This is a genomic window from Rhizobium croatiense, from assembly GCF_019793465.1.
GTDB lineage: Bacteria > Pseudomonadota > Alphaproteobacteria > Rhizobiales > Rhizobiaceae > Rhizobium > Rhizobium croatiense.
The window spans coordinates 309,726-324,245 of the sequence record NZ_JAILYJ010000004.1; the positions used below are offsets into that span (position 1 = coordinate 309,726).

The 14,520-nt window shown below is 61.9% G+C and carries 13 protein-coding genes; 5 read left to right on the forward strand and 8 right to left on the reverse strand.

Annotated elements, in window-relative coordinates; translation table 11 throughout:
• Positions 1–22: 22 nt before the first annotated feature.
• Positions 23–763 carry a ribonuclease T2 family protein gene (locus K6M89_RS09420; protein ID WP_222139236.1) on the reverse strand — a complete coding sequence of 247 codons (741 nt, stop codon included), beginning with the start codon at positions 761–763 and terminating at the stop codon, positions 23–25.
• 226 nt (positions 764–989) lie between these two features.
• On the opposite strand from K6M89_RS09420, the gene K6M89_RS09425 reads away from it, so the two are divergent.
• The 4 genes from K6M89_RS09425 to K6M89_RS09440 are packed head-to-tail and all read left to right on the forward strand — an operon-like array spanning position 990 to position 5,784.
• Positions 990–1,940, forward strand: coding sequence for an alpha/beta fold hydrolase (locus K6M89_RS09425; protein ID WP_222139237.1), 951 nt, complete (start codon positions 990–992; stop codon positions 1,938–1,940).
• Positions 1,941–1,953: 13 nt separating this feature from the next.
• A complete protein-coding gene (locus K6M89_RS09430) occupies positions 1,954–2,910 on the forward strand; it encodes a DMT family transporter (RefSeq protein WP_222139238.1) in 957 nt (318 codons plus the stop codon).
• Between the two features lie 16 nt (positions 2,911–2,926).
• Positions 2,927–4,129: a succinate--glutarate CoA-transferase gene (gene caiB / locus K6M89_RS09435; RefSeq protein WP_222139239.1), complete on the forward strand. Its 1,203-nt coding sequence runs from the start codon at positions 2,927–2,929 to the stop codon at positions 4,127–4,129.
• Positions 4,126–5,784, forward strand: coding sequence for a thiamine pyrophosphate-binding protein (locus K6M89_RS09440; RefSeq protein ID WP_097578774.1), 1,659 nt, complete (start codon positions 4,126–4,128; stop codon positions 5,782–5,784). Before caiB ends, K6M89_RS09440 begins: the two co-directional genes overlap by 4 nt.
• Positions 5,785–5,954: 170 nt before the next feature.
• Here K6M89_RS09440 and K6M89_RS09445 read toward each other — a convergent pair whose 3' ends face one another.
• The 3 genes from K6M89_RS09445 to K6M89_RS09455 form a co-directional block, all read right to left on the reverse strand.
• Entirely contained in the window at positions 5,955–6,299 is a 345-nt protein-coding gene (locus K6M89_RS09445; RefSeq protein ID WP_003580917.1) for a RidA family protein, read from the reverse strand.
• A gap of 73 nt (positions 6,300–6,372) precedes the next feature.
• Complete coding sequence (locus K6M89_RS09450) at positions 6,373–6,711, reverse strand: protein tyrosine phosphatase family protein (RefSeq protein ID WP_097604841.1); 339 nt, start codon at positions 6,709–6,711, stop codon at positions 6,373–6,375.
• 71 nt (positions 6,712–6,782) lie between these two features.
• A complete protein-coding gene (locus tag K6M89_RS09455; RefSeq protein WP_097578773.1) occupies positions 6,783–7,622 on the reverse strand; it encodes a DUF4432 family protein in 840 nt (279 codons plus the stop codon).
• A gap of 256 nt (positions 7,623–7,878) precedes the next feature.
• On the opposite strand from K6M89_RS09455, the gene K6M89_RS09460 reads away from it, so the two are divergent.
• A complete protein-coding gene (locus K6M89_RS09460) occupies positions 7,879–9,279 on the forward strand; it encodes a L,D-transpeptidase (protein WP_222139240.1) in 1,401 nt (466 codons plus the stop codon).
• A 70-nt stretch (positions 9,280–9,349) separates the two neighbouring features.
• Here K6M89_RS09460 and K6M89_RS09465 read toward each other — a convergent pair whose 3' ends face one another.
• From K6M89_RS09465 to K6M89_RS09480, 4 genes are all read right to left on the reverse strand, one after another.
• Positions 9,350–10,063, reverse strand: a complete 714-nt coding sequence (locus K6M89_RS09465) for an AAA family ATPase (protein ID WP_222139241.1) — start codon at positions 10,061–10,063, stop codon at positions 9,350–9,352.
• Between the two features lie 233 nt (positions 10,064–10,296).
• Positions 10,297–11,451 carry an iron-containing alcohol dehydrogenase gene (locus tag K6M89_RS09470; RefSeq protein WP_222139242.1) on the reverse strand — a complete coding sequence of 385 codons (1,155 nt, stop codon included), beginning with the start codon at positions 11,449–11,451 and terminating at the stop codon, positions 10,297–10,299.
• Positions 11,448–12,833, reverse strand: a complete 1,386-nt coding sequence (locus K6M89_RS09475; protein WP_222139243.1) for an aldehyde dehydrogenase family protein — start codon at positions 12,831–12,833, stop codon at positions 11,448–11,450. Before K6M89_RS09475 ends, K6M89_RS09470 begins: the two co-directional genes overlap by 4 nt.
• 227 nt (positions 12,834–13,060) lie before the next feature.
• Positions 13,061–14,428, reverse strand: a complete 1,368-nt coding sequence (locus K6M89_RS09480; RefSeq protein WP_222139244.1) for a glutamine synthetase family protein — start codon at positions 14,426–14,428, stop codon at positions 13,061–13,063.
• Positions 14,429–14,520: the final 92 nt, after the last annotated feature.

A 14,520-nucleotide genomic window follows, 5' to 3' on the forward strand; every position in this document is an offset into this window, starting at 1 on the left:
CCCGGTTTAGGCAGGATTCCGGTCAGAAGCCCGCCGCATCGACGACACCTTCATCGCAGCCGAAAGAGGTTTTTCCCGCCCCCTGGATCAGATCGCCAAGCCCCGCGCTTTTCGCCGACGCCGATCCGGCAGCCTCCGAAAGCCCGATCGTCAGGCCGCTGATCATCTTGACATTGCCGGCCCGCCGGCAGCTCATTTTGACGCGGTCGCCGGCGCCCGGCCCGAAGCTCTTGTCGAAAGCCGCCCTGATCGCTTCGGCCTTGACCGGTTTGCCGATATTGGCAGCGAAAAGCTCGCGCACCGCCGAGGCGTTGAGCCCACCCAAGAGATGCACGCCGACGCCAAAATAATCCTCGGCGCTCATTTTCGTGCAGGTGCCGTGCTTCGTCCATTCATGCCGTTCCAGGCCGGATTGCGTGCCGGGCATCGCCTTTGCCAGCGCCGCCTGTGTCTCGGCCGAAAGCGTCACCTGAGGCAAGCTAGCCCATTTGCCGTCCTTGTCAGCGGCCTTCTGATCGTCGCTGACGCCGCAATAATTCTGCCGCATCGGCCAAAGACCGTGCAGCGAGAAGTTCGTCGCATCATGGCGTTCGCCGGTCTGGCTTGCGCATTCAGCCTTCTTCTGGTTCGTCTGGCAAAAGGCGGGCTGCCAGCTCGCCGCAAGAATGAAACGGGTGCGCCCGTCGGCCTGCTGCGCCATGGCGGCGCCAGCAAGGGCCATCGATACGGCGAATGTCAAGGTACGCAACTGCATGCTGCTCATTTCAACCCCCATAGAAGAACAATGCGGGAACAGATAAGCACAAAGAGTAAACGACAGCAACCCTGAATCGCAATATTCTTGTAATTTGTTATCGACTGCATGTCGCGCTTTAAAGTCACGCAACCGACGCTTTGTCACTTTGAGTTGAAGCATAATTTCTCAAATCGATTTCGCTTTAGGAAATTATGCGCTAGCGATCTGTTCTGCTGCGGCTGGAAGGATCCGAATGTTTTCTGAAACGCAATGGCTCTCCGTGCCGGGAGCATCGCTGGCCTATCACCATGCCGAAGCCACCGGCCCCGCATGCGGCATTCTGATGATATCGCACGGCCTGGCGGAGCACTCGAAGCGGTATCGCCGCTTTGCCGAGGCGATGGCGGCGCGTGGCTATCACGTCTATGCCCATGATCACCGCGGCCATGGCGAGACGACGGCACCCGACGCTCCGATCGGCCGCTTCGCGCGGCGGGAGGGCGTCGAACGGGTGATCGGCGACATCATGGCCATGCGCGCTCATGCGGCCTCGCGCCATCCCGGGCTGAAGGTCATCCTCTTCGGCCATTCGATGGGCGGTCTCATAGCGCTCAATGCCGCCGTCACCGCTCCGGCCGACTTCGACGCTGTCGCCGTGTGGAATTCCAATTTCGCCGTCAGTCTTGCCGGCCGCGCCGCCCAGATCATCCTCACCACCGAACGCATGCTGAAAGGCTCGGACGTGCCGAGCGGCCTCCTGCCGAAACTCACTTTCGCCGCCTGGGGCCGGTCCATCGCCGACCGCCGCACGGAATTCGACTGGCTTTCGCATATTCCCGACGAAGTCGACAAATATGTCGCCGACCCTCTTTGCGGCTTCGACGCCTCGGTTTCGCTCTGGCTCGATGTCTTCGAACTGACCTTTCGCGCACCGCAAAAGATCCATCTCGACCGGCTGCGGCACGACCTGCCGATCCATCTGGTCGGCGGCGCAGAAGATCCGGCGACCGAGCGTGGAAAAGCCGTGCTCTGGCTGTCAAACCATTTGAAAGGTCAGGGCTTCTCCCGTATCAGCACTCAGATATATCAGGACATGCGGCACGAAACGCTGAATGACACCGGCGCAGAGACAGCCATTGCGGACTTCGCAAACTGGTGTGACGACGCGGTCGGCAATAGCCGGAACGGCCAAAATCCCGGATGACGAGAATTCCACCATGAGCAGTACCTCCGCCCGGCCCGTTTCGTCCCCTTCCGACGTGACGATGGGGCTTGCGCTTATGTTTCTTTCGGTGATGTTCTCGCCGCTTATCGATATCTTCGCCAAACTTGCCGTCGTCACCATCCCCTCCGCCGAGATCACCGCCGGCCGCTTCGCGGTGCAGGCGCTCTGCATGCTGCCGATCGTCATATGGCGGCGCAGCTTTGCCGATTTCTCCTGGCGCCAGAGCCTGTTCCATGCCATCCGCGGCCTGATCATCACCATCTCGATGATTTCCTTCGTCACCACGCTGAAATACATGGCGGTCGCCGATGCGATCGCGATCTTCTTCGTCGAGCCGATTATCGTGACGATCCTCGGCGGCATTTTCCTGAAGGAGATAATCGGCTGGCGGCGCTACACGGCCTGCGGCGTCGGCTTCTTCGGAGCGTTGCTGATTATCCAGCCGAGTTTCGACGAAGTCGGATACATCGCGCTCCTGCCCATCCTCACCGCACTCTGCATCGCCATATTCGTGCTGATGACCCGCGCCCTGTCGCACAAGGAAGATCCCTGGGCCATGCAGTTTCAGATGGGCATCTGGGGCCTCATCTTCTGCGCTGTCCTGCTTTTTGCCGGCGATGGCAGCGGCTCCGATATCTTCGATCCCGTCATGCCCGCAGGCAGCGCCTGGTTCTATGTCGCCGGCGTCGGCGCCATGGCCGCGATAGCGGGCATCTTCGGCGTCTACGCCTATCGCGCCGCACCGGCTTCGACGCTGGCGCCGCTGCAATATTTCGAGATCGTCTCGGCCACGATCTTCGCCTGGCTTGTTTTCGGCGACTTTCCGGATGCGATCAAATGGCTCGGCATCATGATCATCATCGCCTCCGGCATCTACATCCTTTGGCGCGAGCGCCGCTTTGCTTCCAAACCCGTATCCGATACATCTGAGGTGACGCTGGCGCCGTAGATTGCCCGGGAGGACCATGACCGAGAGCCTGACGAAAAAACCGCCGCTTGCCGGCATCCGGGTGATCGAACTCGCCCGCGTGCTGGCCGGCCCCTGGGCGGGACAAATGCTCGCCGATCTCGGCGCCGATGTCATCAAGGTCGAAAATCCCGACGGCGGCGACGATACGCGCCAATGGGGCCCGCCTTTCGTCGAAGGTGCCGACGGCGAAAATCTCTCGGCCGCCTATTACCACGCCGCCAATCGCGGCAAACGCTCCATTGCCGCCGACCTGAAAAGCCCCGAAGGCCAGGATCTCGTCCGCCGCCTGGCATCCACTGCCGACGTGGTGATCGAGAACTTCAAACTCGGCGGCCTCGTCAAATACGGGCTCGACTATGAGAGCCTGCGCAGACTGAACCCCAAGCTCGTCTATTGCTCGATCACCGGCTTCGGCCAGACCGGCCCCTATGCCAGCCTCGCTGGCTACGATTACATCGTCCAGGGCATGTCCGGCTTCATGTCGATCACTGGCGAGCCGGACGGCCAGCCGATGAAGGCGGGTGTGGCGATCGCCGACATCTTCACCGGCATCTATGCCGTCTCGGCGATCGAAGCCGCCCTGATCCATGCTTTGAAAACCGGCGAGGGCCAGCTCGTCGACATGGCGCTGCTCGATGTGCAATCGGCCGTGCTCGCCAATCAGAACATGAACTACCTCGTCTCCGGCGCTGCACCGACCCGGCTCGGCAACGCCCATCCGAACATCTCGCCCTATGAGGTCGTGCCGGCGGCCGATGGCTACTTCATTCTTGCAGTCGGCAATGACGGCCAGTTCGCTCGCCTCTGTACCATCCTCGGGCTTGAGACGATCGCCGGCGACGAACGTTTCGCCACCAACAGGGCCCGGGTCGGCAATCGGGCCGAGCTGCGCCGGCGCGTCTCGACCGAGACGCTGAAATGGCAGAAAGCGGACCTGTTGAAGGCCTGCGAAGAGAACGGGGTGCCTGCCGGCGCGATCAATACGATCGAGGAGATGTTCGCCGATCCGCAGGTGCGCGCCCGCGGTCTGCGCATCGACCTTGCGGATGCCGCCGGCACGCTCATCCCCGGGGTCAGGACGCCGGTGGTGCTGTCCGAGACGCCGCTGCATTACGTCAGGCCGAGCCCGCGCCTCGACGAACACAGGGAAGAAATTCTGGCGGAGCTCGCCGAGCGCGAGAGGGAGGCATCGTCATGAAGAAGACCGGTGGGGAACTGATCGTTGAGGCGTTGCAGGCCAATGGCGTCAAACGCCTCTCCTGTGTGCCCGGCGAGAGTTTCCTCGCCGTTCTCGATGCCCTGCGTGACAGCGATATCGATGTCCTCGTCTGCCGCCAGGAGGGCGGAGCGGCGATGATGGCGGATTGCTGGGGCAGGCTGACCGGTGAACCCGGCATCTGCATGGTCACCCGCGGCCCCGGCGCCACCAATGCTTCCGCCGGCCTGCATATATCAAGACAGGATTCGATCCCGATGATCCTCTTCATCGGTCAGGTGCAGCGCGAAGCCCGCGAGCGCGAGGCCTTCCAGGAAGTCGAATTCCGCCGCGCCTTCACCGAATTCGCCAAATGGGTTGGCGAGATCGACGATGCCGCCCGGATTCCCGAGTTCGTCACCCGCGCCTTTGCGATCGCAACCTCCGGCCGCCCCGGCCCCGTCGTGTTGACGCTGCCGGAGGATATGCTGCGCGACGAAGTCGAGGCGCCCCGCCCCAAGCGTTACGTCAGCGTCGAGGCGCATTCCGGCCGCAGCCAGATCGACGATCTCTATGTCAGACTGCTGAAGGCCGAGCGGCCGATGGTAATCCTCGGCGGCACGCGCTGGGATGCCGATGCCGTCGCCGATTTTGCAGGCTTTGCCGAGCGTTTCCAGCTTCCCGTCGGCTGCTCCTTCCGCCGGCAGATGCTGTTCGATCATCTCCATCCCTGTTACGCCGGCGATGTCGGCATCGGCATCAATCCTGTCCTCGCCAAGGAAATAAAGGAAAGCGACCTGCTGATCCTTCTTGGCGGCCGCATGTCGGAAATGCCGTCCTCGTCCTATACGCTGATCGATATCCCCTACCCCCAGCAATCGCTGGTGCACGTCTATCCCGATGCTTCCGAACTGGGACGCGTCTACCGCCCGGACCTCGCCATCTGCGCCGCTCCTGATAATTTCGTCGCCGCACTCGCCGATCTCGAAGCGCCGGCCGAACCGCACTGGGCGGAGCGCACGCAGCGCATGCATCAGGCCTATCTTTCCTGGTCGAAGCCGCCGGCAACAGGTCCGGGCGCCGTTCAAATGGGCCCGATCATGGAATGGCTGGAGGCCAATACCGCGGCGGATACGATCTTCACCAACGGCGCCGGCAACTACGCTACCTGGCTGCACCGCTTCCATCGTTTCCGCCGTTTCAATACCCAGGCCGCCCCGACCTCCGGCTCGATGGGTTATGGCCTGCCCGCCGCCGTCGCCGCCAAACGGCTTTTTCCCGAGCGCGAAGTCATCTGCTTTGCCGGCGACGGCTGTTTCCTGATGCACGGCCAGGAATTCGCGACCGCCATCCGCTACGGCCTGCCGATCATCGCAATCGTCGTCAACAACGGCATGTACGGCACCATCCGCATGCATCAGGAACGCGAATATCCCGGCCGCGTCAGCAGCACCGATCTGACCAATCCCGATTTCGCAGCCCTTGCCCGCGCCTATGGCGGCCACGGCGAGACGGTGGAACGGACGGAGGAATTCGCCGCAGCCTTCGAGCGGGCGCGCGACAGCGGCAAGCCGGCAATCATCGAAGTCAAACTCGATCCCGAGGCGATCACGCCGACCCGCACGCTCTCGGAAATCGCCCAAACAAAAAGCCGGTAAGCCCGTGACCAGCCCCATTTGGATTGGTCACGCACCTACCGGCTTTGATGCAATTCTGCAGCGGCCTTAATGCATGTCGCCCGGAAGTGTGCAGCGGTTCCGGGACAACGACATGCATAAAAACAAAGGGCTAAAGCGCGTCGCATGAATCAAATTTGATGCGACGCGCTTTAGTCGATCGCGGCCGTGACGATGAACTCGACCTTGTATTTCGGTGCAGCGAGCTTGGCTTCGCTGGTGGCGCGCGCGGGCGGATTGGCCGGATCGATCCAGGCTTCCCAGGCGGCGTTCATCTCGGCGAAATAAGCGATGTCGGAGAGATAGACGATCGTCTGCAGGATCTTCGACTTGTTGCTGCCTGATGCAGCCAGCAGGCGGTCGACTTCGGCAAGCGAGGATTTGCACTGGTCGGTGACGCTTTCGCCCTCGCCGACCTGGCCTGCGAGATAAACCGTGTTGCCGTGAATGACGGCGCCGCTCATGCGCGCGCCGACGTCGATACGCTTAATGCTCATCATAGTCTCCTGAGTGAATGGAAAAGTGACGGCGCTGCGGTGCAGCGCCGGAAAATCGGCAGCCGGAATGGGCCTAGCTGCGGATATGGTGGGTCTTCTGGTAGATCGCCGTCGAGCGGGCGCCGGAGCGGCAATAGCCGAGCATCGGCCGCGGGAATTCATCGAGCGCATCGACCATGCCCTGCACCGCCTCCTCGGTCACGCCCATTGGCCCAACAGGCACATGGGTGATCTCGAGGCCGAGTTCCCGCGCGCGCGCCTCGATGACCGAGAACGCGGTCTGATCCGGGCTCTCATGGTCGGGGCGGTGGCAGACGATCGATTTGAACCCCAGCGCCTTGATCTCGTCGAGGTCCTCGAGCGTGATCTGGCCCGAAACCGAATATTCATCGTCGATCTGGCGAATATCCATCGTCCTGTCTCCTCATAAATCCTGGGCTGAAGGTCTACGACGGAGGCCGGCGAGCGTCAACAACACTTCACTCAGAGGAAGGCAAAGCTCAGCACATAGCTGCGGCTTTCGCCGGGCGCCAGCATATTGAATTCGCCGGCGGCCTCGAGCTCGTCACGCAACACCCAGCGATGCGAGACCGGCTCTATTCCGATGATATGGGCCGGCGCCTTCTGGTTCCGCCAGACCTGCAGATAGGGCAGCGTATCGGCACGGAAGCGCACACTCAGTGTCCTGCCGCCGATCGCGGCGATCGGTCCGAGACGGACCTCCGCCAGGCCCGCCTCCGTCGCCGGCGCCGGCACGCAGAAGATACCGCCCGGCTCCTCGCCGAATGCCCAGGGGAAACCGCCATTCTCCAGCATCCGCCCTTCGAGCCGCGTGCCCGCGTCGAGCCATTTGCCGCCGGTGTTGATGTGATACATCAGGAAGGTCGGCACCGTCCGGTCGCTGATATTGACGACCCGGTCCTCGAGCCGTACTTCGCCGGTCGCCCCGTCGATCCGCCATAGCCGCTCGATGCGCTGCGGCAGTCCCTCGACGGTGACAATGTTGATATCGGCGCGGCATTCGGCATTGCCGTTTTCGTATTTCGTCCACAGCACCTTGGCCGCATGGCCGGAGGCCGATCCGTGCAGCGGATAGACCTTGCCGTCGGCCCGGCCGGCAATCGGCTGGCGATGGCGGATATGATCCGGCCCGCAAGTGAAGAGGAAGCCTTCGAGCGAGTGATCGATTCGCGGATCGCCGTCATCGGGGATGGCGCGCTTCGGCGCGATGTCGACGCCTTCAACGATGCATCCGCCGATATCCACCACCGATGTTTCATCGAGCATCAGACGCGGCCCGCTTGCGGCGGCAAATTCGATCATCTCGGGTCTCCTCAGAGATTTATCGGCCGCCGTAGGGTTAAGTTTCGCACTGCCATTCGTCAATCCGCGCCGTTTCCATCTTGTGTTTTTGCCGCAACCATGGACTTTGCGGAACTGACGCAGAGACGCAAACGTTTATGAGTAAAAGGAAATCTTAGGGATTTTCATATTTTGTTCAGCACGGTTTCAGAAATTCCACACTAGCGTCAAAATTCGCGGGTGTGTGTCGGCCCAGTCACTGTTCGAGGTGTGAGACGTGAATCGCTTTTTGAAGTCGGCATTTTCGCTTGCGGCCCTGCTGGCAGCCGTTGCGACTGCAGCACCGGAAGCCGGCGCGCAGCAGTTTCGTGACCGCCGGCAGAGCGACGTCGTCCTGGTCACGCCGACCGGCGAAATCCTCGACTATGTCCCGCGCGGCTATATCTACGCTCGCGACCGCAGCGGCAATCGCGTGCTGATCGACGACTACGGCAATGTCGTCGCCACCGAGATGCGCGCCCGCGGCTACTACCCGCCGCGGCCCGGCCCGAGCGACGTCTACGCCGACCAGAACGGCAACGATCCCTATTATGCCGACGACAATTCCTATCGCGATACGCGTTATTCCGAACGCGGCGCCGTCACCGGCGGCATTCCGCGCGACGCTGCGATCGAACGCCAGCCGCTCGGCGAGGAGCCCTTTCCTGACGACAACAGCATCGGCAATCCGCAGTCGGGCGACGATTACGCCTCTATCGAGCCTGACCAGCAGCTTCCGCCTGCCGACGCGCCCACGACCGCACCCGACGAACCCGTCATCACGCTGAAGAACAAGTCGAAGCCCGAGATCGTCGCGCTGCAGGTCTTCCTTGATCGCGCCGGCATCTCGCCTGGCGTCATCGATGGCCATATGGGCTCGAATGTCACCAAGTCGATCTATGCCTATGACCAGATGACCGGCTCGAAGCTCGACCCGAACGACACCGACGCCATCCTCGAAGAACTGCGCATGAACGGCGGTCTGCCGATCGTCAGCTACACGGTTACGCCGGCCGATGCCGCCGGCCCCTTCGTTGCAGCGATCCCGGAAGACTATTCGCATAAGGCGCTGCTGCCGTCGCTTGCCTTTACCTCGACCACCGAAATGTTGGCCGAGCGCTTCCACATGGACGAGGCCTTCCTCAAGGAGATGAACCCCGGCGCCGATTTCAGCGTCCCCGGCACGGTCATCAAGGTCGTCAATCCGGGCGAGCCGAAGAGCGGCGAGGTTGCCCGTATCATCGCCGACAAGGGCCGCAAGCAGGTCTTCGCCTATGACGGCGCCGGCAATCTCATTGCCGCCTATCCGGCCTCGATCGGCTCCACCGACACGCCCTCCCCGTCGGGCACCGTGACTGTCGAGCGCGTCGCGTTCAATCCCGGCTATACCTATAATCCGAAGATCAATTTCCAGCAGGGTGCCAACGATAAGATCCTCAACATTCCGCCCGGCCCGAATGGCCCCGTCGGCACTGTCTGGATGGCGCTTTCCAAGCCGACCTACGGCATCCACGGCACGCCGGAACCCTCGAAGATCGGCCGCACCCAGAGCCACGGTTGCATCCGCCTGACCAACTGGGATGCCACCGAGCTTGCGAAGATGGTCAAGCCGGGCGTGACAGTCGAATTCGTCGATTGAGCCATTCTGACGATAACGCGACAAGGCCGCCGGATCGCTCCGGCGGCCTTGTCGTTTCATATCGGAGATTTCAGGCGGCCGAGCGGACCATCGGGCTCGTCGCGTAGGCGGATACCGTCAGCCGGACCGGCAGCTTGCGCATCATCTCCTCGGCGAAACAGGTGGCGTTTTCGCGCGCCTTGTCGAGATTGCTGACGCGAGTCGGATCGATCGTGTGCAGCGTGCCGCCACAGTCGAAGATGTCGCGGAAGGCGGAGCGCTCGATGATCGCCGTATCCAGCACCGGCACGTGCCGCTCGCTGAGCAGCGACTTGACGAGCTGCAGCGCCCGGGTCGTCACCATCGAATTGACCCGGGTCAGCACCACCGAATGGCCGATCTTGATGCCTGCCTTCTCGTCCAGATATTGCAGCAGCTCCAGCACCTGTGCGCCGCCGCGCGCATCCATCGCACAGCCCTGGATCGGGATCAGCACGTGGTCGGAAAGGCCGACGGCGGTGGCGAGCAGCGGATTGCGCGCACCCGGCAGGTCGACGATGAAGTAGTCGGTATTGTGCTTATTCTCGCTGATATGCTGCGGCAGTGAAGCGGTGGTCACGAAATCGATCACCGAAATATTGGGCACGTGACCCGAGATCTCGTGCCAGCGCGAAATCCAGTGCTGCGGGTCGGCGTCGAGAATGGTGACGCGGTAGCCGTTGCGGGCAAGCTCGGTTGCGAGCAGCAGAACAGCGGTCGTCTTGCCGGCGCCGCCCTTGGTGTTTGCGAATGTGATGACAGGCATGTTCGGTCCTCGAAAGGAAATGGTGCGAGCCGGAATTGCTCTTTTACGCACCATCGGAGAGCATCGTGCGGTTAATCCATCCTTTCTAATCATGGTTAACAAATTCTAAACACGCGCGGTAAAATTGCAGCTGGTATTTTTCATATCGCTAAAATTCAGAATGTCCCCGAAATTGAAAAAGCCCGAAAAGCCAAAGCTTTCCGGGCCAGTCCGCGGGTCCGCTCTCTATCGTCTCAGAAGCAATCCCTGAACAGCGCCTTGGTGTTTTCGAGCGTCATGGCAACCGGGTTGCCGCCGGCACTCGGATCCTCGATCGCCATGGCCGACAATTCGTCGATGCGGTCGGAGGCGATTCCCATTGCCGTCAGCGTTTCCGGCACGCCGAGATCGGAGCGAAGCTTCAGCACATAATCGTAGAAGCCGTCGAAACCGCCCGAAATGCCGAGATAGGCGGCGGCGCGGCCGATCTTCTCTTCGATCGCCTTGCGGTTGAAGCGCAGCACCGCCGGCATGACGACCGCATTGGTCATGCCGTGATGGGTGTTGTAGACGGCGCCGACCGGGTGTGACAGCGCATGGATGGCGCCGAGCCCCTTCTGGAAGGCGACCGCGCCCATGGCGGCGGCCGCCATCATGTTGGCGCGGGCTTCAAGATCGGTGCCTTCCCGATAGGCGCGCGGCAGGAATTCCTTGACGAGCCGCATGCCTTCGAGCGCGATGCCAGCCGACATCGGGTGATAGAAGGGCGAGGAATAGGCTTCCAGGCAATGGGCGAAGGCATCCATGCCCGTGCCGGCCGTGATGATCTTGGGCATGCCGACCGTCAGTTCCGGATCGGAGATGACGACTCCAGGCAGGAACTTCGGATGAAAGATGATCTTCTTCACATGCGTTTCGGAATTGGTGATGACGCTGGCACGGCCGACTTCCGAACCGGTGCCCGCCGTCGTCGGCACCGCCACGATTGGGGCAATGCCCTCGAGGCTCGCGCGCGTCCACCAGTCGCCGATATCCTCGAAATCCCAGACCGGCCGGGTCTGGCCGGCCATGAAAGCGACGCACTTGCCGAGGTCGAGGCCCGAGCCGCCGCCGAAGGCGACGACACCGTCATGGCCGCCATCCTTGAAGGCCCTGACGCCGGCTTCGAGGTTTTTCTCGTTCGGGTTCGGATCGACATCGGCAAAAATCGCCCGACCGAGGCCGGCATCTTCGAGGATGTCGAGTGCGTTCTTGGTAATCGCCATCGAAGCGAGACCGCGATCGGTGATCAGCAGCGGCTTTTTGATGCCGAGGCTCTTGCAGGCATCGGCCAGTTCGCTGATGCGGCCCCGGCCGAGCTTAACAGACGTGGGATAGCTCCAGTTTGCGGTAATGTTGCTGCTGCTCATGCTGTGACTTTCTTCAGGTGGAAGGATTTCGGACGGGTCAGATTCTGGAAACCGATGATCGACAGCGAGCCGCCGCGGCCGGTTTCCTTGACTCCGGTCCAGCAGAGCGCTGGATCGAGGTAGTCGGCGCGGTTCATGAAAACGGTGCCGGTTTCGATCTCGCGGCCGAGACGCGCTGCCCGCTCGGCATCTTTGGTCCAGAGCGAAGCCGTCAGCCCGTATTGGCTGTCGTTCATCAAGGCCAGTGCCTCCTCGTCGCTCTTCACCTTCATGATGCCGACAGCCGGACCGAACGTCTCCTCGCGCATGAAGGCCATGGAATGGTCGACATCGACGAGAACCTGGGGTGCAAGATAGGCGCCCCCGTCATCCTGCGGGAAAAGTTTCGGGTCGACCAGCGCCTTGGCGCCCTTGGAAAGCGCATCGGCGATCTGCTCGCGCACCACCTTGGCGAAACGCTTGTTCGCCATCGGCCCAAGCGAAGTTTCGGGATCGAGCGGATTGCCGAGCTTGTAGTTCGACACCCAGGCGACCGACTTCTCGACGAAGGCGTTGTAGAGCGATTCATGCACATAGACGCGCTCGATCCCGCAGCAGCACTGGCCGGAATTGTAGGTGGCGCCGTCCATCAGCGTATCGACGGCCGCCTCGAGATCGGCGTCTTCCATGACGTAACCCGGATCCTTGCCGCCGAGTTCGAGGCCAAGACCGGTGAAGGTGCCGGCAGCCGCCCGCTCAATCGACCGCCCGCCCTCGACCGATCCGGTGAAATTGACGAAATTGAAACTACCGGCGGCAATCAGCGCCGAGGTCGTTTCGTGATCGAGGAAGACGTTCTGGAACACGTCCTCGGGAACGCCGGCCTCGGTAAAGGCCTGCACCAGCCGCTCACCGACGAGCAGCGTCTGCGAGGCATGCTTCAGCACCACCGTATTGCCGGCCATCAGCGCCGGCGCGATCGTGTTGATCGCCGTCATATAGGGATAGTTCCACGGCGCGACGACGAAAACGACGCCATGCGCCTCGCGCTCGATGCGCCGTTCGAACCGCTCGCTTTCCTCGACGACAACAGGCGCCAGCGCATCGGCCGCGATCGAGGCGACATAGTTGGAGCGCTCGTTGAAGCCCTTGTATTCGCCGCCATACTTGACCGGCCGGCCCATCTGCCAGGCAAGCTCCGGCACAACGGTGTCGGACATCTCGTTCAGCCGCGCGACACCCTTCAGCACCAGCTGCACGCGCTCTTCGAGCGGCCGTTTCGCCCAGGCCTTCTGCGCCTTGCGGGCGCGCAAGACAGCTTCCTTGGCGGCCTCGAGCGAAAGTGCTTGACGCTCCGCGTAAACCGATCCGTCGACCGGTGAAATGCATTGGATCATTGCCATGATCGATTTCCGTCCTCGTATTGATCAAAAAATTCATCGAGGCCATGCGCCCCTCATCCGCCTGCCGGCACCTCTCCCCGCCTGCGGGGAGAAGGGGATATGCCGCGACCTCTCCGTTCCCCACCAACGTCTCGCAGGGCACGTCCCCTCTCCCCGTTTAAGGGGTCCGAAGGACGGGTCGAGACCCGCGGCTCGACCCCGGTCAGGGGCAAGCCCGCAAATGCCTATTAAGCTCTTTCGAACCCGCGCGCCACTTCCCAATCGGTGATGCGGCGGTCGTATTCTTCCTGCTCCCATTCGGCGGCACGGGTGTAATGGTCGATCACTTCGTCGCCGAAGGCTTTGCGCAGCATTGCCGATTCCGTCATCGCCGTCGTCGCTGCGCGCAGCGTGCGCGGGATTTCGCGAATATCCTTGCCGCCATAGGCGTCGCCGACGAAGGGAGCTTCCAGCTCCATCTTGCTCTCGATCCCGTCGATGCCGGCGGCAAGCAGCGCGGCAAAGGCGAGGTAGGGATTGAGATCGGAGCCGCCGACGCGGCATTCGATACGGATGCCCTTGGTCTCCTCGCCGCAGAGGCGGTAGCCGGCAGTGCGGTTGTCCTTGCTCCAGATCGCCTTGGTCGGCGCAAAGGTGCCGGCCATGAAGCGTTTGTAGGAATTGATGTAGGGCGCCAGGAAATAGGTGATCTCGCTGGCATGGGCGAGAAGCCCGGCAACATAATTATGCATCAGCGGCGACATGCCGTATTTGCCGGTATGGTCGAAGAATAGCGGCTTCTCCTCCAGGCTCCAGAGCGACTGGTGGATATGCGAGGAACTGCCGGCGGCGTTGTAATTCCACTTGGCAAGGAAGGTGATGGCCTTGCCTTTCGACCAGGCGATCTCCTTGCAACCGTTCTTGATGATCGCATGCCGGTCGGCCATGGCGAGTGCGTCGGCATAGCGCACATTGATCTCCTCCTGGCCGGCCGAGGCCTCGCCCTTGGAGTTCTCGACCGGAATGCCGGCCCCCTGCAGCCCGGTGCGGATCGCCCGCATCACCTCCTCCTCCTTGGTGGTCTGGAAGATGTGATAGTCCTCGTTATAGGCGCTGGTGAGTTTCAGGTTGCGGTAGCCCGAAGCATGCGCCGCCTCATAGCTCTGGTCGAACAGGAAGAATTCGAGCTCGGAGGCCATGTATGCCTTCATGCCCATGTCTTCGAGGCGTTTCACCTGCTTCTTCAAGATCGCGCGCGGCGAATGGGCGACCTCCTCATGGGTGTGATGGTCGAGTACGTCGCAGAGCACCAGCGCCGTACCGTCAAGCCAGGGGATGCGGCGCAAGGTCGAAAGATCCGGCTTCATCGTATAGTCGCCGTAACCCTTTTCCCAGCTCGTCGCCTTGTAACCGGAGACGGTCTCCATCTCCATGTCGGTGGCGATCAGATAGTTGCAGCTGTGCGTTTCCTTCCAGGCGCTCTCGACGAAATATTCCGCCTGGAACCGCTTGCCCATCAGCCGGCCCTGCATGTCCACTTGGCAGGCCAGAACCGTATCGATGCGCCCTTCGGCGACATCCTTCCTGAGATCGTCGATTGTGTAGCTGCTGCTCATGATTGATCCGCCTGACATTGGAATTGAGAAATCGGGGCAACGAAATCGCATGCGCTCGGCCGAAAGGTACGGCCCCATGCCTTTTCGTTGAT

What these genes read in the sequence shown, in the direction of transcription:
- K6M89_RS09475 (WP_222139243.1), bottom strand. Translation starts at nt 12,833, where the DNA reads ATGGCAATGATCCAATGCATTTCACCGGTCGACGGATCGGTTTACGCG.
- K6M89_RS09480 (WP_222139244.1), bottom strand. Translation starts at nt 14,428, where the DNA reads ATGAGCAGCAGCTACACAATCGACGATCTCAGGAAGGATGTCGCCGAA.
- K6M89_RS09425 (WP_222139237.1), top strand. Translation starts at nt 990, where the DNA reads ATGTTTTCTGAAACGCAATGGCTCTCCGTGCCGGGAGCATCGCTGGCC.
- K6M89_RS09465 (WP_222139241.1), bottom strand. Translation starts at nt 10,063, where the DNA reads ATGCCTGTCATCACATTCGCAAACACCAAGGGCGGCGCCGGCAAGACG.
- K6M89_RS09450 (WP_097604841.1), bottom strand. Translation starts at nt 6,711, where the DNA reads ATGGATATTCGCCAGATCGACGATGAATATTCGGTTTCGGGCCAGATC.
- K6M89_RS09420 (WP_222139236.1), bottom strand. Translation starts at nt 763, where the DNA reads ATGAGCAGCATGCAGTTGCGTACCTTGACATTCGCCGTATCGATGGCC.
- K6M89_RS09445 (WP_003580917.1), bottom strand. Translation starts at nt 6,299, where the DNA reads ATGAGCATTAAGCGTATCGACGTCGGCGCGCGCATGAGCGGCGCCGTC.
- K6M89_RS09430 (WP_222139238.1), top strand. Translation starts at nt 1,954, where the DNA reads ATGAGCAGTACCTCCGCCCGGCCCGTTTCGTCCCCTTCCGACGTGACG.
- K6M89_RS09455 (WP_097578773.1), bottom strand. Translation starts at nt 7,622, where the DNA reads ATGATCGAATTTGCCGCCGCAAGCGGGCCGCGTCTGATGCTCGATGAA.
- caiB (WP_222139239.1), top strand. Translation starts at nt 2,927, where the DNA reads ATGACCGAGAGCCTGACGAAAAAACCGCCGCTTGCCGGCATCCGGGTG.
- K6M89_RS09440 (WP_097578774.1), top strand. Translation starts at nt 4,126, where the DNA reads ATGAAGAAGACCGGTGGGGAACTGATCGTTGAGGCGTTGCAGGCCAAT.
- K6M89_RS09470 (WP_222139242.1), bottom strand. Translation starts at nt 11,451, where the DNA reads ATGAGCAGCAGCAACATTACCGCAAACTGGAGCTATCCCACGTCTGTT.